General features: G+C 65.7%; 21 protein-coding genes. 16 read left to right on the forward strand and 5 right to left on the reverse strand.

Going from position 1 to position 17,995, the window contains the following annotated elements:
• The first annotated feature begins 57 nt into the window (after window positions 1-57).
• The 6 genes from leuD (at window position 58) to U1769_RS13465 (ending at window position 4,738) form a co-directional block, all read left to right on the forward strand.
• Window positions 58-687: a 3-isopropylmalate dehydratase small subunit gene (leuD, locus tag U1769_RS13440; RefSeq protein WP_332716751.1), complete on the forward strand. Its 630-nt coding sequence runs from the start codon at window positions 58-60 to the stop codon at window positions 685-687.
• The gene (locus tag U1769_RS13445; protein WP_332716753.1) at window positions 650-1,651 is read left to right on the forward strand and encodes an NADPH:quinone oxidoreductase family protein; all 1,002 of its coding nucleotides are present in this window, start codon (window positions 650-652) and stop codon (window positions 1,649-1,651) included. The genes leuD and U1769_RS13445 overlap by 38 nt, the downstream gene beginning before the upstream one ends.
• A 127-nt stretch (window positions 1,652-1,778) precedes the next feature.
• Entirely contained in the window at window positions 1,779-2,102 is a 324-nt protein-coding gene (locus U1769_RS13450; RefSeq protein ID WP_332716756.1) for a DUF1476 domain-containing protein, read from the forward strand.
• Between the two features lie 19 nt (window positions 2,103-2,121).
• On the forward strand, window positions 2,122-2,355 hold the full coding sequence (locus tag U1769_RS13455) for a BolA/IbaG family iron-sulfur metabolism protein (protein ID WP_299912837.1): 234 nt from the start codon (window positions 2,122-2,124) through the stop codon (window positions 2,353-2,355).
• A gap of 14 nt (window positions 2,356-2,369) precedes the next feature.
• On the forward strand, window positions 2,370-2,702 hold the full coding sequence (gene grxD, locus U1769_RS13460) for a Grx4 family monothiol glutaredoxin (RefSeq protein ID WP_332716766.1): 333 nt from the start codon (window positions 2,370-2,372) through the stop codon (window positions 2,700-2,702).
• A 392-nt stretch (window positions 2,703-3,094) separates the two neighbouring features.
• Window positions 3,095-4,738, forward strand: a complete 1,644-nt coding sequence (locus tag U1769_RS13465; RefSeq protein WP_332716768.1) for a thiamine pyrophosphate-binding protein — start codon at window positions 3,095-3,097, stop codon at window positions 4,736-4,738.
• Window positions 4,739-4,810: 72 nt separating this feature from the next.
• On the opposite strand, the gene U1769_RS13470 is transcribed toward U1769_RS13465, so the two are convergent.
• Together U1769_RS13470 and thiS are read right to left on the reverse strand one after the other, a co-directional pair.
• The gene (locus U1769_RS13470) at window positions 4,811-4,981 is read right to left on the reverse strand and encodes a CsbD family protein (RefSeq protein ID WP_332716770.1); all 171 of its coding nucleotides are present in this window, start codon (window positions 4,979-4,981) and stop codon (window positions 4,811-4,813) included.
• 137 nt (window positions 4,982-5,118) lie between these two features.
• Window positions 5,119-6,117 (reverse strand): sulfur carrier protein ThiS, encoded by a 999-nt coding sequence (gene thiS, locus U1769_RS13475; RefSeq protein WP_332716772.1) that lies wholly within the window; start codon window positions 6,115-6,117, stop codon window positions 5,119-5,121.
• Between the two features lie 171 nt (window positions 6,118-6,288).
• Between thiS and aroQ the strand changes: the two genes are divergently transcribed.
• The 5 genes from aroQ (at window position 6,289) to U1769_RS13500 (ending at window position 9,825) form a co-directional block, all read left to right on the forward strand.
• Entirely contained in the window at window positions 6,289-6,723 is a 435-nt protein-coding gene (gene aroQ, locus U1769_RS13480) for a type II 3-dehydroquinate dehydratase (protein ID WP_332716776.1), read from the forward strand.
• A 55-nt stretch (window positions 6,724-6,778) separates the two neighbouring features.
• A complete protein-coding gene (gene accB / locus U1769_RS13485) occupies window positions 6,779-7,249 on the forward strand; it encodes an acetyl-CoA carboxylase biotin carboxyl carrier protein (RefSeq protein ID WP_332716778.1) in 471 nt (156 codons plus the stop codon).
• Window positions 7,250-7,255: 6 nt separating this feature from the next.
• Window positions 7,256-8,608, forward strand: coding sequence for an acetyl-CoA carboxylase biotin carboxylase subunit (gene accC, locus U1769_RS13490; RefSeq protein WP_332716780.1), 1,353 nt, complete (start codon window positions 7,256-7,258; stop codon window positions 8,606-8,608).
• Window positions 8,609-8,821: 213 nt separating this feature from the next.
• Window positions 8,822-9,490 (forward strand): hypothetical protein, encoded by a 669-nt coding sequence (locus tag U1769_RS13495; protein WP_332716782.1) that lies wholly within the window; start codon window positions 8,822-8,824, stop codon window positions 9,488-9,490.
• Entirely contained in the window at window positions 9,487-9,825 is a 339-nt protein-coding gene (locus tag U1769_RS13500; RefSeq protein WP_332716785.1) for an arsenate reductase family protein, read from the forward strand. The genes U1769_RS13495 and U1769_RS13500 overlap by 4 nt, the downstream gene beginning before the upstream one ends.
• Window positions 9,826-9,864: 39 nt before the next feature.
• Here U1769_RS13500 and U1769_RS13505 read toward each other — a convergent pair whose 3' ends face one another.
• Entirely contained in the window at window positions 9,865-10,059 is a 195-nt protein-coding gene (locus U1769_RS13505; RefSeq protein ID WP_332716787.1) for a hypothetical protein, read from the reverse strand.
• 220 nt (window positions 10,060-10,279) lie between these two features.
• On the opposite strand from U1769_RS13505, the gene U1769_RS13510 reads away from it, so the two are divergent.
• The 5 genes from U1769_RS13510 to bfr all read left to right on the forward strand — a co-directional run bounded on the left by U1769_RS13510 (window position 10,280) and on the right by bfr (window position 15,699).
• Window positions 10,280-12,049 (forward strand): GGDEF domain-containing protein, encoded by a 1,770-nt coding sequence (locus U1769_RS13510; protein ID WP_332716789.1) that lies wholly within the window; start codon window positions 10,280-10,282, stop codon window positions 12,047-12,049.
• A gap of 57 nt (window positions 12,050-12,106) precedes the next feature.
• Entirely contained in the window at window positions 12,107-14,335 is a 2,229-nt protein-coding gene (gene purL / locus U1769_RS13515) for a phosphoribosylformylglycinamidine synthase subunit PurL (protein ID WP_332716791.1), read from the forward strand.
• 91 nt (window positions 14,336-14,426) lie between these two features.
• Window positions 14,427-14,840, forward strand: coding sequence for a DUF3052 family protein (locus U1769_RS13520; RefSeq protein ID WP_332716793.1), 414 nt, complete (start codon window positions 14,427-14,429; stop codon window positions 14,838-14,840).
• Window positions 14,841-14,945: 105 nt separating this feature from the next.
• Window positions 14,946-15,116, forward strand: a complete 171-nt coding sequence (locus U1769_RS13525) for a (2Fe-2S)-binding protein (RefSeq protein ID WP_299913704.1) — start codon at window positions 14,946-14,948, stop codon at window positions 15,114-15,116.
• A gap of 97 nt (window positions 15,117-15,213) precedes the next feature.
• On the forward strand, window positions 15,214-15,699 hold the full coding sequence (gene bfr, locus U1769_RS13530; protein WP_332716798.1) for a bacterioferritin: 486 nt from the start codon (window positions 15,214-15,216) through the stop codon (window positions 15,697-15,699).
• A gap of 246 nt (window positions 15,700-15,945) precedes the next feature.
• On the opposite strand, the gene U1769_RS13535 is transcribed toward bfr, so the two are convergent.
• Window positions 15,946-16,227, reverse strand: a complete 282-nt coding sequence (locus U1769_RS13535; RefSeq protein WP_332716801.1) for a DUF1467 family protein — start codon at window positions 16,225-16,227, stop codon at window positions 15,946-15,948.
• A 4-nt stretch (window positions 16,228-16,231) separates the two neighbouring features.
• Window positions 16,232-17,869, reverse strand: coding sequence for a ribonuclease J (locus U1769_RS13540; RefSeq protein ID WP_332716804.1), 1,638 nt, complete (start codon window positions 17,867-17,869; stop codon window positions 16,232-16,234).
• Window positions 17,870-17,995 lie beyond the last annotated feature (126 nt).

The following is a 17,995-nucleotide window of genomic DNA, read 5'->3' on the forward strand; positions in this document are numbered from 1 at the left end:
CGCGGCCTATGCCGCGACCGCGAAGGCCCGGCCGGCGGACATGACCACGGCCAGATAATGAAACCAGTCACTCAAGTTGCCGGCCGCGCCTATCCCTGGGGCGCGAAGAACATCGATACCGATGTGATCATCCCAGCGCACTGGCTGAAGACGGTCACGCGCGAGGGGCTGGGCAAAGGGGCGTTCGAAACTGTCCGCGCACAGCCCGGCAACATCTTCGACGATCCGCGCTATACCGGATCGCCGATCCTGATCGCCGGCGACAATTTCGGCTGCGGATCGAGCCGCGAACATGCCGCCTGGGCGCTGGCCGACATGGGCATCGCCGCCGTGATCGCACCGAGCTTCTCCGACATCTTCTCGGGCAATGCGTTCAAGAACGGCATCGTTGCCGTGGTGCTGCCGCAGGAAGCGGTCGACCGTCTGGTGGAGGTCGCGAAGACCGATCCCGTCACGATCGATCTCGAGACGATGACCGTGACCACGCCGTTCCAGGACCGATTCTCGTTCGAGCTGGACGCGTTCCGCCGCCAGTGCCTGATGGAAGGGCTGGACGAGATCGGCCTGACGCTGGCAAGGGATACCGCGATTTCGAAATACGAATCCGGTGTGGCCGAATACCGGCCATGGATGAGCGGAGACAGGGTTTATGCGGGCACTGTTGTCGAAGGCGCCGGGCGGCCCTGACACCCTCGTCATCGACGAGCTGCCCAATCCCGTGGCCGGTCCCGGCCAGGTGGTGATCGCGGTCAAGGCCTGTTCGATCAACTATCCCGATGTCCTGATCATCGAGGACAAATACCAGTTCAAGCCGCCCCGGCCGTTCGCGCCGGGCAGCGAGATTTCAGGCGTGATCGAAAGCGTCGGAGATGGCGTGACCGATTGGACGCCGGGCGACCGGGTGATCGCTACCACCGGATCCGGCGGCCTGGTCGAGAAGATCGCGATCGATGCCGCGCGCCTGTTCCGCCTGCCGGAGGGACGCAGCTTCGCCGAGGGCGCGTCGCTGCTGCTGACCTATGGCACCACGATCCATGCGCTGCTCGATCGCGGCCGACTCGTGGAGGGCAACACGTTGCTCGTGCTGGGCGCGGCCGGCGGCGTGGGGCTGGCGGCGATCGAGCTGGGCAAGGCTTTCGGCGCCCGGGTCGTCGCGGCGGTCTCTTCCGACGAAAAGGCCGCGGTCGCGCGGGACGCGGGTGCCGATGTGACCCTGGTCTATCCGCGCGCACCATTCGACAAGGACCAGTCCAGGGCGCTTGCGGAGCAGTTCAAGGCGGCGCTGGGCCCCAATGGCGCTGACGTGATCTACGATCCGGTGGGCGGCGATTATGCCGAGCCGGCGCTGCGCTCGATCGGCTGGGAGGGACGCTATCTGGTGGTCGGATTCCCGGCCGGTATCCCGAAGCTGCCGCTCAACCTGACCCTGCTGAAGAGCTGCGACGTGTGCGGCGTGTTCTGGGGCGCCTTCGCCGCGCGCGATCCCAAGGCCAACCAGGCGCATATCGAGCGGCTGTTCCGGCTGTGGAGGGACGGGCGGATCGCGCCGCGCGTGACCGAAACCTTCGCGTTCGAGGACGGCGGCAAGGCCATCGCCAAGATGGCCGCGCGCCAGGCGATCGGGAAACTGGTGGTGACGGTGGCCGCGTAACGGTTCCGCCCATCTGCGATGGGAGGGATGAAAGGCCTACAAACCCCTGCCTTGGGCGTTGCCTTGGCCGTCCCCCCACCCTATCTCGGCCGTAACAATCGCCAAGGCCCAAGGGGAACGAGTTACCATGAGCACTTTCGACGATCGCGAGCGGGCGTTCGAGACCAAATATGCGCGCGACGAGGAAATGGCGTTCCGCATCACGGCACGGCGCAACCGGCTGCTCGGGCAATGGGCGGCGGCTCAGATGAAGCTCACCCCCGAAGAGACCGATGCCTATGCCAAGGCAGTGGTGCAGGCCGATTTCGAGGAAGCCGGCGATGAGGACGTGATCCGCAAGCTGGTCAGCGACCTGACTGCAGCCGGGGTCGAGATCGACGAGGGCGTGGTGCGCCGCGCGATCGAAGATCAGACGATCGAGGCGCGTCGCCAGCTGATGCAATCAGAATAAGATGGGGGCGGCATAAATCATGGCGATGGCGGCCGAAGAGATCGAGGCGCTGATCACCGGGGGCATTCCCGATGCCCGGGTGGAGATCACCGATCTCGCCGGCGATGGCGATCATTACGCGGCGCGCGTGACCTCGGAGAGTTTCCGGGGCCTGCCCCGCATCAAGCAGCACCAGGCGGTCTATGCCGCGCTGGGCGGTCGGATGGGCGGGGTGCTTCACGCGCTCCAGCTCACCACCGCGATTCCCGAGTGAAGGAGTAGACGCACGTGACCGATGACGCACAGGCCCGGATCGCCGAGATCGTCGCCAAGAGCGACGTTCTCCTGTTCATGAAGGGCAGCCCGCTGTTCCCGCAATGCGGCTTTTCGAGCCGTGCGGTCGCCATCCTCAACCATCTCGGCGCGGATTTCGAAAGCGTCGACGTGCTGCAGGATCAGGGCATCCGCCAGGGAATCAAGGCGTTCTCCGACTGGCCGACCATCCCGCAGCTCTATGTGAAGGGTGAATTCATCGGCGGATCGGACATCATGATGGAGATGTACGAGAGCGGCGAGCTCGCGCAGCTGTTCGAGCAGCAGGGCGTCGTACAAGCGAACTGACGAGACCGGCTGCACGCGACGTGCGTGCGGCCGACCCGCCATGCTGGCGGACGAGACAGCCCGAACTTATCCATTCCCGCGGGACTGGGCGGTAGCCGGCTGCTGCTATTTCATAAAATAACCCGCTCTGCGGGAAGGCCGGGTAGGGCGGACCGGTTCTCACCAATCCGCCCTGCTGAAGCGATGAACGCTCGGCATGCGCAAACCTATGCAGCAGGCATGCCAGAGTGGTCAAGCCCCGCAAAACCGCGCATCACGGTGGTTAACGATTTCAGCGACCGCCCGTCAGTTGTAAAAATTCCCGACAAATTATTACCGCAGCGTGACGGCCCCTGCTCTTTTCGAGCATGGCGGACTAGCAAATTGCCCGCGGGCGGTTCAGGAATCGGACCATGACGAACCCACGCACCGGCGGCCGCATCCTGGTCGACCAGCTCGTCGCGCAAGGCTGCGACCGCATCTTCACCGTGCCGGGCGAGAGCTTTCTCGCCGTGCTCGACGCGCTGCACGATACCCCTGAGATCGATCTGGTGGTGTGTCGGCAGGAGGGCGGCGTCGGCTTCATGGCGTGCGCCGACGGCGCGCTGACCGGCCGCCCGGGCGTTGCCTTCGTGACGCGCGGGCCGGGCGCGACCAACGCCTCGATCGGCGTTCACGTCGCGATGCAGGATTCGCAGCCGCTGGTGCTGTTCATCGGCGATGTCGATCGCGGGACGAAGGATCGCGAGGCATTTCAGGAGATCGATTTCCCGGCGATGTTCGGACCCATCGCCAAATGGGCAGCGAAGATCGACGATGCCGCCCGCATCCCGGAATATATCGCGCGGGCTTGGAGCATCGCGATGTCGGGGCGACCGGGGCCAGTGGTGCTGGCGCTGCCTGAGGACATGCTGCTGGACGAGGTCGTCGCGACCGATCGGCCACGCGCCGCCCGACCGGTGCAGGCGTGCGATCCGATCGTGATGTGCCAGCTTGCCGGGCTGCTCGGTGAGGCATCACGGCCGGTCGCCATTGTCGGCGGAGCCGGCTGGGACGCTGAAGCTACGCGCGACTTCCAGAATTTCGCCGAACGCAGTGGGCTGCCCGTGATCGCCGCGTTCCGGCGGCAGGACGCCATCCCCAACAGCTCGCCAGCCTATGCCGGCAATCTCGGTTACGGCCCCAATCCGAAGCTCGTGCAGCGGATCAGGGACGCGGACCTGCTGCTCGTCGTCGGCCCGCGGCTCGGCGAGGCGACGACCGACGGTTACACGCTGATCACGCCGGACCATCCCGGCCAGACGATCGTCCATGTCCATCCCGATCCGAACGAGCTCAACAGCACCTACCGCGCCGATCTCGCCATCTGCGCCGGCATGCGCGAATTTGCCGATGGCGTGCTGGCGATCGACATACCGCCGCTGGACGCGGCCGCGCAGGCGCGGGCTGACTATGAGGCCTGGACCACCCCTGCCCCGCGCGACCTGACGCTCGATCTCGGGCCGTGCGTGGCGGCGATGCGCGAGCGGCTGCCGGCGGATACGATCATCTGCAATGGCGCGGGCAATTATTCGGGCTGGTGGCACCGTTACTGGCGCTATGCCGGGCCGGGGTGCCAGCTTGCCCCGACGGCGGGCGCGATGGGATATGGCGTACCCGCGGCAACCTCGGCGGCACTGCGCCATCCCGACCGCATGGTGGTCGCACTCGCGGGCGACGGCTGCTTCCTGATGAACGGGCAGGAACTGGCGACGGCGGTGGCGCACGGCGCCGACATGCTGGTGCTGGTGATCGACAATGGGGGGTACGGCACGATCCGCATGCATCAGGAGCGCGAATATCCCGGGCGCATATCCGGCACGGCGCTGCGCAATCCGGATTTCGCGGCGCTGGGGCGGGCTTATGGCTGCTGGGCGGAGACGGTCGACACGACGGCCGCCTTCGCGCCGGCCCTCGAACGGGCGATGGCGCAGAAGGGGGTGCGACTGCTGCACCTGAAGACCGATATCGAGGCGATCACGCCGGGCACCACCATCACGGCCATGACGCGACGCTGAAGCTCTTCGGCCCCAAAAAAAGGCCGCCCCGGTTGCCCGGAGCGGCCCTTTTCATAGATTGCCTCGGTCGGCTCAGATATCGTCGCCGAGCGCGCCCTTGACCTTGCCGGCGAGCTGCTGGCCCTTGCCTTTAAGCTCCTGCCCAGCGCCTTCGTCGCGCGTGGCGGGGTTGTCGCTTTGCTGCTTGGCCTTGCCGATGGCTTCGTTGACATTGCCTTTGATCTTGTCGGTGAGTTCACCCATGTGCCTGCTCCTTGATCATCGTGCGCGCCGGAGGCCGGCGCCTGCCACTCCCGCGTAAAGAACGGTCGATCAGGCCGGCGGTTCCAGCAGCTCATCGCGCATCTGCTTCGGAACACACCAAAAAAGCGCGAACTGCGTCAGATCAGCCCGGCCAGCGGACTGGACGGATCGGCATACATGCGCTTGCCCATGCGGCCGGCGAGATAAGCGAGGCGCCCGGCCTCGACTCCCGCTTTCATCGCGGCGGCCATCATGATCGGATCCTTCGCCTCGGCGATCGCGGTGTTCATCAGCACGCCGTCACAGCCAAGCTCCATCGCCGCCGCCGCATCGGATGCAGTCCCGACGCCCGCATCGACCAGCACGGGCACACCCGCGCCCTCGACGATCAGGCGGATCGTCACCTTGTTCTGGATGCCGAGGCCCGAGCCGATCGGCGCGCCGAGCGGCATGATCGCGACGGCGCCGACATTTTCCAGCCGCTTCGCCGCGATCGGATCATCGACGCAATAGACCATCGGCAGGAAACCCTCCTTGGCGAGGATCTCGGTCGCCCGGAGCGTCTCGACCATGTCGGGATAGAGCGTCTTCGCCTCGCCCAGCACCTCGAGCTTGACCAGATCCCAGCCGCCCGCCTCGCGCGCCAGGCGCAGCGTGCGGATCGCGGATTCGGCGTCGAAGCAGCCCGCAGTGTTGGGAAGATAGGTGACCTTTTTCGGGTCGATGAAGTCGGTCAGCATTGGCGCGTTGCGATCCGATACGTTGACCCGACGCACCGCGACCGTGACGATCTCGGCACCTGACGCCTCGAGCGCGGCAGCGTTCTGCGCAAAATCCTTGTACTTGCCGGTGCCGACGATCAGTCGCGAGCGGAAGGTGCGGCCGGCTACCGTCCAGCTGTCGAGCGCCGACGCGACATCCCCACCACCGACGAAATGCACGATCTCGAGCTCGTCGCCATCCTCGACCATCACTTGGCCGAGGGTCGAGCGCGGGACGACCTCGAGATTACGCTCGACCGCGACCTTTTCCGGCACGAGGCCGAGATCGGCGGCGAGCTGCGCGAGGGTGAGGCCGGCGGCGACGCGGCGATGTTCGCCGTTGACGCGGATCGAGATTGTACCGTCGCTGTGCAAGATGACCTCATTTTTCCGTACGGGCTGAGCTTGTCGAAGCCCTGCCCTTCGCTTCGAAGAAAGAACAGCCCTTCGACAAGCTCAGGGCGAACGGGCTGAGGACGCATTTGATCGCCAACCCCGGCTCATATAGGAAGCACGCGCACCTGCCCGCAACCGAAAGGCTCCCGCTTGGCCGATACCATCTATGTCCTGAACGGCCCGAACATGAATCTGCTCGGGCTGCGGGAGCCCGAAATCTATGGCAGCGACACGCTCGACGATATCGCCGGGCAGCTCGAGGACCGTGCGCGGGAGCTCGACCTCAAGGTCGACGTGCGTCAGTCGAATCACGAGGGCCACCTCGTCGACTGGCTGCACGAGGCGCAGGCGACCGGTGCAAAGGCAGTGATCCTCAACGCCGCTGCCTTCACTCACACCTCGATCGCGATTCACGACGCGATCAAATCGATCAGGACGCCAGTGATCGAGGTGCATCTTTCCAACCCCCACAAGCGCGAGGACTTCCGGCACGTCAGCTGGGTTGGTCGTGCCGCACGGGGAACCATCGCCGGCTTCGGCGCGCTTTCGTACCTGCTTGCGCTTGAAGCCGCCGCCCGTCTCTGACAGGACGCCCCGTTAAATGGGGTTTTTTGGCCCAATAAGGGAGAACAGGGGTCGCATGGCCGAAGATAGTAATTCCGATCCGATGCGGATCGACGTCGAGCTGGTCCGCCAGCTCGCGCAGATGCTCGACGAAACCCAGCTGACCGAGATCGAGGTCGAGGACGGCGGGCGTCGCATTCGAATCGCTCGCAAGGCCGCCGCGGCGGCGCCAGCGGTGCAATATGCGTCGGCCCCGGCTGCAGCGCCCGTCGCGGCTGCCGCGCCGGTTGAAGTCGCCGCGCCCGCGCCGAGTGCCAATGCGGTCAAATCGCCGATGGTCGGCACCGTCTATCTCGCGCCGGAGCCGGGCGCCACGCCCTTTGTCGGTGTCGGCAAGCAGGTCGCCGCAGGCGATACACTGTTGATCGTCGAAGCGATGAAAGTGATGAACCCGATCCTCGCGCCGAGCGCCGGCACCGTCCGCGCGATCCTGGTCGAGAGCGGCCAGCCGGTCGAATTCGACCAGCCGCTCGTGGTCGTCGAGTAAGTCATAATGGCTGAAATCAAGAAGCTCCTGATCGCCAATCGCGGCGAAATAGCGCTGCGCATCCATCGTGCGTGCCATGAGATGGGCATCAAGACGGTCGCGGTGCATTCCACCGCCGACGCCGATGCGATGCATGTCCGGCTCGCCGACGAGGCGATCTGCATCGGCCCGCCGTCCGCCACCGAGAGCTATCTCAACGTCGCCAACATCATCTCGGCGGCAGAGATCAGCCATGCCGATGCGATCCATCCCGGCTATGGTTTCCTGAGCGAGAATGCCCGCTTCGCCGAGATCGTCGAAGCGCACGGCATCATCTTCGTCGGGCCCAAGCCGGAGCACATCGTCACCATGGGCGACAAGGTGGAGGCCAAGCGTACCGCGGGCGCACTCGGCCTGCCGCTCGTCCCCGGATCGGACGGGGCGATCAGCGACCTGGGCGAGGCCAAGGAGATCGCACGGCGAATCGGCTATCCGGTGATCATCAAGGCGGCATCGGGCGGCGGTGGACGCGGCATGAAGGTGTGCGCATCCGAGGATCAGCTCGAAACGCTGATGATGCAGGCCGGCAGCGAGGCCAAGGCAGCGTTCGGCGACGCGACTGTGTACATGGAAAAGTATCTCGGCAATCCGCGCCACATCGAATTCCAGGTGTTCGGCGACGGCCAGGGCAATGCGATCCATCTCGGCGAGCGCGACTGTTCGCTGCAGCGCCGCCACCAGAAGGTGCTGGAGGAGGCCCCCTCCCCCGTGCTCGGCCCGGCCGACCGCGAGCGGATGGGCGGGATCGTCGCCCGCGCGATGGCCGATATGAGCTATCGCGGCGCAGGCACGATCGAGTTCCTGTGGGAAGACGGCGAATTCTACTTCATCGAGATGAACACCCGGCTGCAGGTGGAGCATCCGGTGACCGAGATGATCACTGGCCTGGACCTGGTGCGCGAGCAGATCCGCATCGCCGAGGGCCATCCGCTGACCCTGCGCCAGCAGGACGTGGTGTTCCGCGGCCATGCGATCGAATGCCGCATCAATGCCGAGGACCCGCGGACTTTTGCGCCCTCGCCGGGGCTGGTGAAGCAATATCACGCGCCGGGCGGCATGAACGTGCGCGTCGATAGCGGGCTTTATGCCGGATATCGCGTGCCGCCTTATTACGACAGCATGATCGCCAAGCTGATCGTGTACGGCACGACCCGCCAGGGCGCGATCCGCCGGCTGCGGCGCGCGCTGGAGGAATTCGTGATCGAGGGGATGAAGACGACCATCCCGCTGCACCAGGCGCTGATCGAGGCCCCCGATTTTCAGGAGGGGAACTACACCATCAAGTGGCTCGAGGAATGGCTGGCCCGGCAAGAGGAATAGCTGGCGGTTCGCGTTGCCGCGTTGAATCGAGCACCGGCGAAGGGTCTTCGACCGATCGTTGAGGGAGATATGGGACACTGGGTGTCCATATCTTTTCGAAGGGGCAGATCGCCGCGAGTCCGCCGCCCGCTACGCGGAGGATGCCGGAACGGGCGGTCACTCGCCGTTCCCCGCAAATGCCGGAACTGGTATAGGGCGGCGGGGAGAGCCCGCATGTTCATCGGCCATTACAGCGTGGCGTTCGTCGCCGCGGCATCGCCCCGGGCACCGCGGCTCGGCACGTTGTTCGTGGCGGCACAGCTGATCGATCTCGGCTTCTTCTCCTTCGTGCTGCTCGGCATCGAGCATATGCGGCTGGTCCCGGACATCACCGCGATGAATGCGATGGACCTGTACGACATGCCCTGGACGCACAGCCTTATTGGCGCGCTCGGCTGGGCAGCCGGGTTCGCGGGGCTGATCTGGCTGTGGCGGCGCAGCGCGACGGCCGCGCTGATCGGCGGCGCGGTGGTGCTGTCGCACTGGCTGATCGACCTGCTGGTCCATCGCCCCGACCTGACCCTCGCGGGCGGCCCGCCGCCGCTGGGGCTGGGCCTGTGGAACTGGCCCGCGATCGAGATTCCGCTGGAACTGATCCTGGCCTTTGGCGGGCTTGGCTTCTTCCTCGTCCGGACCCGCGCGATCCGCGCCCGGTCTTGGTTACCCGTCGCCCTGCTGGCAGCGGCGATGGCCGTGACACAGGCCGTCAACTGGTTCGAGCCGCCGCCCAGCGCCGTGATCGATCCGCCGCCACCATCGCTCGCAATCTCCGGACTCGCCGCCTATGTGCTGCTCGCGGTGCTTGCCTGGTGGGTGGCGCGGACTCGAGAGGTGAAGGCATGAAGGCGACGATCTGGCACAATCCCCGCTGCTCCAAATCGCGCGAGACGCTCGCTATCCTGCAAGGCACGCCAGACATCGAGATCGAAGTGATCGAATATCTCAAGACGCCGCCGACGCGCGCCAAGCTGGCGGCGCTGTACGAGCGCGCGGGCATGACGCCCCGCCAGGGCCTGCGCATGGCCGAGGACGCAGCGCGCGGACTGAAATATGCCGATGGCGATGCGATCCTCGACGCGATGATCGTCGACCCGATCCTGACCGAACGCCCGCTGGTGGAGACCGAGAAGGGCGTGCGCCTAGGCCGGCCGCCGGAAAAGGTGCGGGAGATCCTTTAGGACTAAACTCGGCAGGCTGATCGAAAGCGCCGCCTAATTCTATATCTGCGAAAGCGCGGTGCACAGCCCCACCAACAACGCGAGCGCAGGAAAAGTGAAGGCATACGCAAATGCCGCCATTCGCGTGCTTCTGGCATAGCCGGGCAACAGCAAGAACCACACGAACACGATCGGCACGGCTATCAGCCCAAGCATGAAGGGCGGATTGATCGGCCGGGGCTCGCTGTCGCTCATTCCGACTCCTCATTCCGGTTCGTCTTCGCGCAATGTCTAACGACGTTCGAATGAAACCGTAAAGCTGCTATCGAAGCTGGCGCCACGAGGTGCATTTGGACGCAATGACGGACATTTAAGACGCGGCGATATTCGAACGGTAAGACTTTCCACACCCTATTTGGTCATAATGGGCGGCATGATGGTAAACGGGCGTTCATACCCGACTTTCCTGATGCGCATGTTGATCGCCCTTATCGGCGTGATCGCAGCGTGCTGCCCGGTCGCGGCCGGGGCGGAAACGCTGCACCTGAACAGCACGCTCTGCCACGCCGTGACGGGATTGCAGCAGCCCGACGACACACTGCCCGCGCTGCCTTTCAGCTGCAGCGGGGCGCCGGCCGGGTATCAGCAGGCCAGCCTGTGGCTGCGCACCGATCTGACGCGCCTGCCGGTCGATCGCAGGGACATGGTCCTGATGATCCACCATTCCCGTTTCGACCGGCTCGCGGTGACCTTTTCCTATGCGGACGGCACGATCGAGCGGCAACAGGTCCGTAGCGGGGCTTACGGATCGCATTGGCGCGCGGGCGGGCAGATCGCGTTCGAGGCGCCCGTGCGCGGGGCTCCCCTGGTCGCCATGACGCTGCGGTTCGACAAGCTCGCCAGCCACAATCTGCTGCGCGCCCGCCTGATCGCGCGCGACGAGAGCAGCGTGCAATCGGCCGCGCTGGCCGCCGCGATCGGTGCGGCACTGACGCTGCTGCTGATCGGCGTGATCTACAATTTGTCGCTTGCGCTTGCCGTGCGCCGCCAGTTCCTGGCCTGGCAGGGTGCCTGGGCGGGATGCATGTTGCTGTGGGGACTCGTCTGGTCGCAGCTCCATTTGCTCGTCTTCCCGGGCGCGGCCGGCACGAGCTCGGCGCAGTTCTGCACGTTCCTGGCGTGCCTCGCGGTGACCATCGCGACAGCCAGCGCGGTGACTGCGCTCGGCAACGACGCAGTGCCCCGCTGGGCGCGATGGACAACGCTGGCGCTCGGCTGCGCCGTCGGCCTGATCGGCGTGCCGCTCGCCGTGCTGCGCAGCGCGGCGATCGAGCCGCTCGACGCTGTCGCGAGCGCGCTGATTCTCGCCGACCTGTTCGCGGTCGCCGCCTGCCTGACCCGGGCCTGGCGGCGCGGCAATGCAGAGGCCCGCGATTTTTCCGGGGCGTGGGCGCTGCCCATGGCGACGCTGGCGATCATCCAGCTGGTCAATATCGAAGACGGCTTCTGGGGCGGCGGCTCCAAGCTGCTGGTGCTGTTCGCAGCCGCCTGGCAGACGCTGTGGCTCTCGATCGTCGCGACCAGGCGGCTCGCCCGGCTGCGCATCGAGCGCGACATGGCACGGGCGGCTGAAGCGCGGGCGAGCGAGCTGGCGCGGCGCGATCCCCTCACCGGATTGCGCAACCGGCGCGGTTTCATCGAGACCAGCGGGCCGATGCTTGACCAAGCCCGCGCCGAAGGGGTGCCGGCCGCTTTGCTGCTGATCGATATCGACCGCTTCAAGTCCGTCAACGATGCCCATGGCCATGAGGCGGGCGACATAGTGTTGCGCACCATCGCCCAGCGGCTCGAACGGTGGGAAGGCCCGATGTGCGCGGTCGCGCGGATGGGCGGCGAGGAGTTCGCGCTGCTGATCGCCGGCATCGAGGGGTTCGCGCTGGAACGCTTTGCAGACAGCGTGCGGCGCGGCATCGCGAAATGCGATCATGGCGCAACGACCGGCGCTCAGGCCGTCACGGCAAGCATCGGCGTGGCGGAGACTCACGCGCCGACGGATTTCCAGCATCTCTATCGGCTCGCCGACCAGGCGCTCTATGCCGCCAAGCTCGAGGGGCGCGACCGGGTGGTAGTGTGGGGATCGGCGATGCCGCCGGCGGCGAGCGACGCGGCGTCTCTGCTCGACGCGCAGCCGGGCGGCATCGGCACCGAAAGGCCGCGCAGGGCAGGTGAAACGGGCTCTGCATGACGATCCGGCGACGGCACCCCTAGCCGCTGCCGCCATGCCTCGCTAAAGCCCGCGGGCATGAGCCAGATCACCCCCGAGATCGTCGCCCAGCACGGGCTTTCCCCCGAAGAATATGAGCGTGTGCTGCACGCCATGGGGCGCGAGCCAAACCTGACCGAGCTCGGCATCTTTTCGGTGATGTGGTCCGAGCATTGCTCGTACAAATCCAGCCGCATCCATCTGAAGAAGCTGCCGACCACCGGTCCGCAAGTGATCTGCGGCCCGGGCGAGAATGCAGGCGTCATCGATATCGGCGACGGCCAGGCCGCGATCTTCAAGATGGAGAGCCACAACCACCCGTCCTATATCGAGCCCTATCAGGGCGCAGCGACGGGCGTCGGCGGCATATTGCGCGACGTGTTCACCATGGGCGCGCGGCCGGTGGCGAATCTCAACGCGCTGCGCTTCGGCCGGCCCGATCATCCCAAGATGCGCCACCTGATCGCGGGCGTCGTCCATGGCATCGGCGGATACGGCAATTGCGTGGGCGTGCCGACCGTCGGCGGCGAAGTGAATTTCCACCGCGCCTATGACGGCAACATCCTGGTCAACGCGATGACGGTGGGCGTCGCCGAGACGAACAAGATCTTCTATTCGGCGGCCTCCGGCGTCGGCAATTCGATCGTCTATGTCGGCTCCAAGACAGGTCGCGACGGCATTCACGGCGCAACCATGGCCTCGGCCGATTTCTCCGAGGATTCGGAGGAGAAGCGCCCGACGGTGCAGGTCGGCGATCCGTTCACCGAGAAATTGCTGATCGAGGCGTGCCTCGAGCTGATGGCATCCGATGCGATCGTCGCGATCCAGGACATGGGCGCGGCCGGCCTCACCTCCTCCTCGGTCGAAATGGCGTCCAAGGGCGGCGTGGGCATCGAACTCGACATGGATGCAGTGCCGTGCCGCGAGACCGGCATGACGCCGTACGAGATGATGCTGAGCGAGAGCCAGGAGCGGATGCTGATGGTGCTCAAGCCCGGGCGCGAGGATTTCGCCGAAGCGATCTTCCACAAATGGGAGCTGGATTTCGCGGTGATCGGGCATGTCACCGAAGCCGGTCCGGATGGGGGCCGGATGGTGCTGACCTGGCAGGGCGAGACAGTCGCCGACATCCCGCTCGGCGCGCTCGCCGACGATGCGCCGGCCTATGACCGGCCCTGGGTGAAGACCCCGCCCCCGGCCGCGCTGACCGACCTGCCCGAGACGAAGGATATCGCCGCCGACCTGCTGAAGCTGATGGCATCGCCCGACATCGCCAGCCGGCGCTGGATCTGGGAACAATATGACCACATGGTGGGCGCCGATACGGTTCAGCGCCCCGGCGGCGACGCAGCGGTCGTGCGGGTCCATGGCACCAACAAGGGCCTGGCGATCACCACCGATTGCACGCCGCGTTATTGCTTCGCGGACCCTTATGAAGGCGGCAAGCAGGCGATCGCCGAGGCCTATCGCAACCTCAGCGCGGTCGGCGCGAAGCCGCTGGCCACGACCGACTGCATGAATTTCGGCAACCCGCAGCGGCCCGAGATCATGGGCCAGTTCGTCGGCTGCATCGAGGGCATGGCCGAAGCGTGCAGCGCGCTCGACTTCCCGATCGTGAGCGGCAACGTGTCGCTCTACAACGAGACCAAGAACGACGACGGTACCGGATCGGCGATCCTGCCGACGCCGGCGATCGGCGGCGTCGGGCTGCTCGACGACTGGTCGAAATCGGCGACGATCGCCTTCAAGGGCACCGGCGACGTCATCGTGCTGATCGGGACGCGCCGCGGCCATCTCGGCCAGTCGCTGTGGCTACGCGAAGTACATGGCCGCGAGGAAGGCCCGCCGCCGCCGGTCGATCTGGCCGCCGAGCGCCGCAACGGCGAATTCGTGCGCGCGCACATCGCCTCCGGCGCGCTGACCGCGGTGCATGACGTGTCGGACGGTGGGGTTGCCGTCACCATCGCGGAGATGGCGCTGGCGGGCGGCATCGGCGCGATGCTGCATGCCCCCCTGCCCTGTGGCGTGGCCTGCTCGCTGTTCGGCGAGGACCAGGGCCTGTATGTCGCGACCGTCGCCGATCACCTGCTGCTCGATACGCTGGCCGGCGCCGGTGCCGCCGGGATCGAGATGGAGCGCATCGGCCGCACCATTGCCGGGCGGCTGATCTTCGAACTGCACGACGACGATCATGTGGTGACGCTGGCCGAGCTGCGCGCCGCGCATGAAGGCTTTTTCCCGACGCTGATGGGCGACACGATCGTCTAGCCTCCTTTGTCCGGGCTTTCGCAGGACAGAGACTCGAGCGTATAGATCGCGCCAATCACCGCCCGACGGGGGCGGCGACGAGGGATCGCCCATGACGGCAGGATATTCCGGAACGCCGCTCGCGCAGAAGCTTGGCCTGAAGCCCGGTATGCGCGCCTGGTTCCTGGACATGCCGGACACCGTTCGCGCCGAGATCGACGCGGATCGCCTCGGGCTGTCGCTGCAGACGGCGCCCTCGGCCGGGATCGAGGCCGCGCATATCTTCGTCACCCGCCGCGCCGACCTTGCCCGCGAAGTGACCGCATTGCGCGATCTGTTGGCGCCCGCCGGTTTCGTCTGGGTGTCCTGGCCGAAAAAGGCCGCGAAGACCGAGACCGACATTACCGAGAATGTCGTGCGCGACGTAGCGCTGCCCACGGGGCTGGTCGATATCAAGGTCTGCGCGGTCGACGAGACCTGGTCCGGACTCAAGCTGGTGATTCGGAAGAGCCTCAGAACGCCATAACCGTGCGTCGGTTTGCGATCCGCTGTTACCTTGCGAGTGATCCGCAAAAGCGCTTGCGACTGTTTCGCAATAGCCCTAGATCAGAGCTAACGCGAGGGAGCACCCATGGTCGTCTGTATCTGTAATGCGATTCGGGAACAGGATGTACGCGAGGCGGCACGGGGCGGCGCGAAAAGCGCCTGCCAAGCCTATCGGTCGCTCGGGCGCCAGCCGAAGTGCGGCCAGTGCGTTCCGTTCGCGCGAGCCATTATCGACGAGGAACGTGCGGCTGCGTAGCGTTCGCACTGCCTTAAACCCACGGATTTCCGCCATTTTTCGCCTGTTATGCCGGGCCGTTCTGCGCTAGATTGGCGGCGCACAACGGAGACGCGACATGAAGGGCGACCCCAAGGTCATCGATTACCTGAACGAGGCGCTCAAGAACGAGTTGACCGCGATCAATCAATATTGGCTGCACTACCGGCTCTACGACCATTGGGGCGTGCGCAGGCTCGCGGCGTTCGAGCGGCACGAATCGATCGACGAGATGAAGCATGCCGACTGGCTGGCGGAACGCATCCTGTTTCTCGACGGCCTGCCCAATTTCCAGCTGCTCGGGCGGCTGCGCATCGGCGAGACGGTCGAGGAAGTGCTCAAGGCCGATCTGGCGCTGGAGATGGAAGCGTTGCCGCTGCTGCGCGACGCGATCGAACATTCGGAGAAGGTGCGCGACTATATCAGCCGCGACCTGTTCCGCCGCATCCTCGACAGCGAGGAAGAGCATGTCGACACGCTGGAGCGCCAGTTCGAGATGATCGAGCGCATGGGCATGGAGAATTACGTCCAGCTGCAGAGCAAGGCAGCCGACGAGGAGGTTTAAGCTTTTTTAAGCCCCTCCCGTGAAGGCAGGGCGTCACACATGTCTATGACGCCCTGTTTCTGATCTGCAAGGAAGAGCGGGTTCGCGCAGAGGCGCAGAGATATGGATATCGTCTCCGCGATGCGCGGTTCGTTCCGCAGCTCAACACCTTCGCGCCTCTGCGCGAATCCTTTTCAGGGTTTTCGTATCCCACACGCCGCGCCGGATGCGATTTTCCTCTCCCGAAGGAGAGGGCTTTTTTTTTGGTCAGCCTGCCGCTTGGTTCGACAGATGGTAGAAGTCGAGCGTCTTCGGCGTGACCCAGCCGTAATGATAGTTCAGCAGGAAGATCCCGAAACAGATCGTCGCGACGACCGTCACCCGTAGCGCAGTGCGCCACGGGCGGAATTCGTGCGGCGCGCTTTCGGCCTGGCCCGGGACCCGCTCGACCCCGGCCTCTTCCGAAGTCCGTACCCCGAAGGGCAGGACCAGGAAGACGGAAAAGGCCCAGAACAGGAAATAGATCGCGAGGAGCGAGGGCCAGCGCATCGTGTCAGGCCTCGATCAGCAGCACATCGACGATGGGTTTCTTGCCGGTCCAGCGCGTCGCGACGCGGCGGGCGGCGAGGCGGATATCCTCGCGCAGCCGATCGCGATCGCGGCCGCCTTTCTTCACGGCTTGAAAGACAGCGCCGACCGCTTCTTCGACGAAAGGATCGCGATCCTCCTCGACCGGGATGCCCTGCAGGCGGACCTGAGGCTGGCCGATCAGCTTGCCGCCGCGATCGATCGCCACGGCCACCGAGATCTGACCGAACAGAGCGAGCTTGCGGCGTTCGTTGATCGTCGCGCCGTCTCCGGGCAGGATCACGTCGCCGTCGAGAACCAGCCGGCCGACCTGGGCATGGCCCAGCTTTTCCGGCGCGCCCGGGGCGAGGCGAACGATATCGCCATTGGTCTGCACCAGCGCCCGCGGAATGCCCTCCGACAGGCCGAAGCGGGCCTGCTCCATCAGATGCCGCATCTCACCGTGCACCGGCATGAGAATCTCGGGGCGGATCCAGCGATACATCGCCGCCAGTTCGGGCCGGCCCGGATGGCCGGAGACATGGACATGCGCCTGGCGCTCCGTGATCATCTCGACGCCCATCGCGGCGAGCTGGTTCTGGATGCGGCCGATCGCGACCTCGTTGCCCGGAATCTGCTTGGACGAGAAGACGACGGTGTCGCCGGCATCGAGGCTGATCGGATGCGAGCGGGCGGCGACGCGCCCGAGCGCCGCGCGTTCCTCGCCCTGGCCGCCGGTCGCGACGATCAGGAGCTTGTTGCGCGGCAGGCGCATCGCTGCATCGGGATCGACCGTTTCCGGGAAATCCTTGAGATAGCCGGTGGCGCGCGCGACCTTCAGGATGCGATCGAGCGAGCGGCCGGCGACGCAGAGCTTGCGCCCCGTTTCCTTGGCGACCTGGCCGAGCGTGTGGAGCCGCGCCGCGTTGGAGGCGAAGGTGGTGACGAGCACGCGGCCCTTGGCCTTGGCGATCACCTCGGCCAGGCCGACGCGCACGTCAGCTTCCGAGCCGGAAGGCTCGGCATTGAACACATTGGTCGAATCGCAGACGAGCGCGAGCACGCCCTCGTCACCGATCGCTTCGAGCGCCTCGGGGCTGGTCGGCGCGCCGAGCACGGGCGCCGCATCGAGCTTCCAGTCGCCGGTGTGGAACACGCGGCCATAAGGCGTGTCGATCAGCAGCGCATTGGCTTCGGGGATCGAGTGCGACAGCGGGACGAAGGTTACGCCGAACGGGCCGACCTTCACCTGATCGCCCGGGCGGACGACGTTCAGCCGGACCCGGTCGGCATTACCTTCCTCCTCCAGCTTGCCGCGGATCAGGCCGGCGGTGAAGGGCGTGGCGTAGAGCGGCACGCCGAGATCCTCGGCGAGGTACGGCAGCGCGCCGATATGATCCTCATGCCCGTGCGTCAGGACGATGCCGACGAGATTGTCGAGCTGTTCCTCGATGAAGGCGAGATCGGGCAGGATCACGTCGATGCCCGGATATTGCGGATCGGCAAAGGTAATGCCGCAATCGACCATCAGCCATTTGCCATGGCTGCCGTAGAGATTGACGTTCATGCCGATCTCCCCCGACCCACCAAGGGCCAGGAAGAGGAGTTCTTTATTGGGAGTCACTTAGTTTTTGTTCTTTCTTGTCGTGGAGTCCGCGCGACTGCGGGGACGTACTGGGTGCGCGGTCAGCGCTGAATAATGTCGCGATGGGGATGGCGGTACCGCCACGGGATCCCTTGCCGGGATCGC

Source organism: Parasphingomonas zepuensis (genome assembly GCF_036663735.1).
Classification (GTDB): domain Bacteria; phylum Pseudomonadota; class Alphaproteobacteria; order Sphingomonadales; family Sphingomonadaceae; genus Sphingomonas.

Bases quoted from the DNA above. Each gene is read 5' to 3' on its own strand.
- accB (WP_332716778.1), top strand. From the start codon at position 6,779: ATGGCCGAAGATAGTAATTCCGATCCGATGCGGATCGACGTCGAGCTG.
- U1769_RS13470 (WP_332716770.1), bottom strand. From the start codon at position 4,981: ATGGGTGAACTCACCGACAAGATCAAAGGCAATGTCAACGAAGCCATC.
- U1769_RS13445 (WP_332716753.1), top strand. From the start codon at position 650: ATGCGGGCACTGTTGTCGAAGGCGCCGGGCGGCCCTGACACCCTCGTC.
- U1769_RS13450 (WP_332716756.1), top strand. From the start codon at position 1,779: ATGAGCACTTTCGACGATCGCGAGCGGGCGTTCGAGACCAAATATGCG.
- U1769_RS13455 (WP_299912837.1), top strand. From the start codon at position 2,122: ATGGCGATGGCGGCCGAAGAGATCGAGGCGCTGATCACCGGGGGCATT.
- purL (WP_332716791.1), top strand. From the start codon at position 12,107: ATGAGCCAGATCACCCCCGAGATCGTCGCCCAGCACGGGCTTTCCCCC.
- U1769_RS13495 (WP_332716782.1), top strand. From the start codon at position 8,822: ATGTTCATCGGCCATTACAGCGTGGCGTTCGTCGCCGCGGCATCGCCC.
- U1769_RS13535 (WP_332716801.1), bottom strand. From the start codon at position 16,227: ATGCGCTGGCCCTCGCTCCTCGCGATCTATTTCCTGTTCTGGGCCTTT.
- U1769_RS13500 (WP_332716785.1), top strand. From the start codon at position 9,487: ATGAAGGCGACGATCTGGCACAATCCCCGCTGCTCCAAATCGCGCGAG.
- U1769_RS13465 (WP_332716768.1), top strand. From the start codon at position 3,095: ATGACGAACCCACGCACCGGCGGCCGCATCCTGGTCGACCAGCTCGTC.
- accC (WP_332716780.1), top strand. From the start codon at position 7,256: ATGGCTGAAATCAAGAAGCTCCTGATCGCCAATCGCGGCGAAATAGCG.
- U1769_RS13510 (WP_332716789.1), top strand. From the start codon at position 10,280: ATGTTGATCGCCCTTATCGGCGTGATCGCAGCGTGCTGCCCGGTCGCG.
- bfr (WP_332716798.1), top strand. From the start codon at position 15,214: ATGAAGGGCGACCCCAAGGTCATCGATTACCTGAACGAGGCGCTCAAG.
- U1769_RS13525 (WP_299913704.1), top strand. From the start codon at position 14,946: ATGGTCGTCTGTATCTGTAATGCGATTCGGGAACAGGATGTACGCGAG.
- U1769_RS13505 (WP_332716787.1), bottom strand. From the start codon at position 10,059: ATGAGCGACAGCGAGCCCCGGCCGATCAATCCGCCCTTCATGCTTGGG.
- leuD (WP_332716751.1), top strand. From the start codon at position 58: ATGAAACCAGTCACTCAAGTTGCCGGCCGCGCCTATCCCTGGGGCGCG.
- U1769_RS13520 (WP_332716793.1), top strand. From the start codon at position 14,427: ATGACGGCAGGATATTCCGGAACGCCGCTCGCGCAGAAGCTTGGCCTG.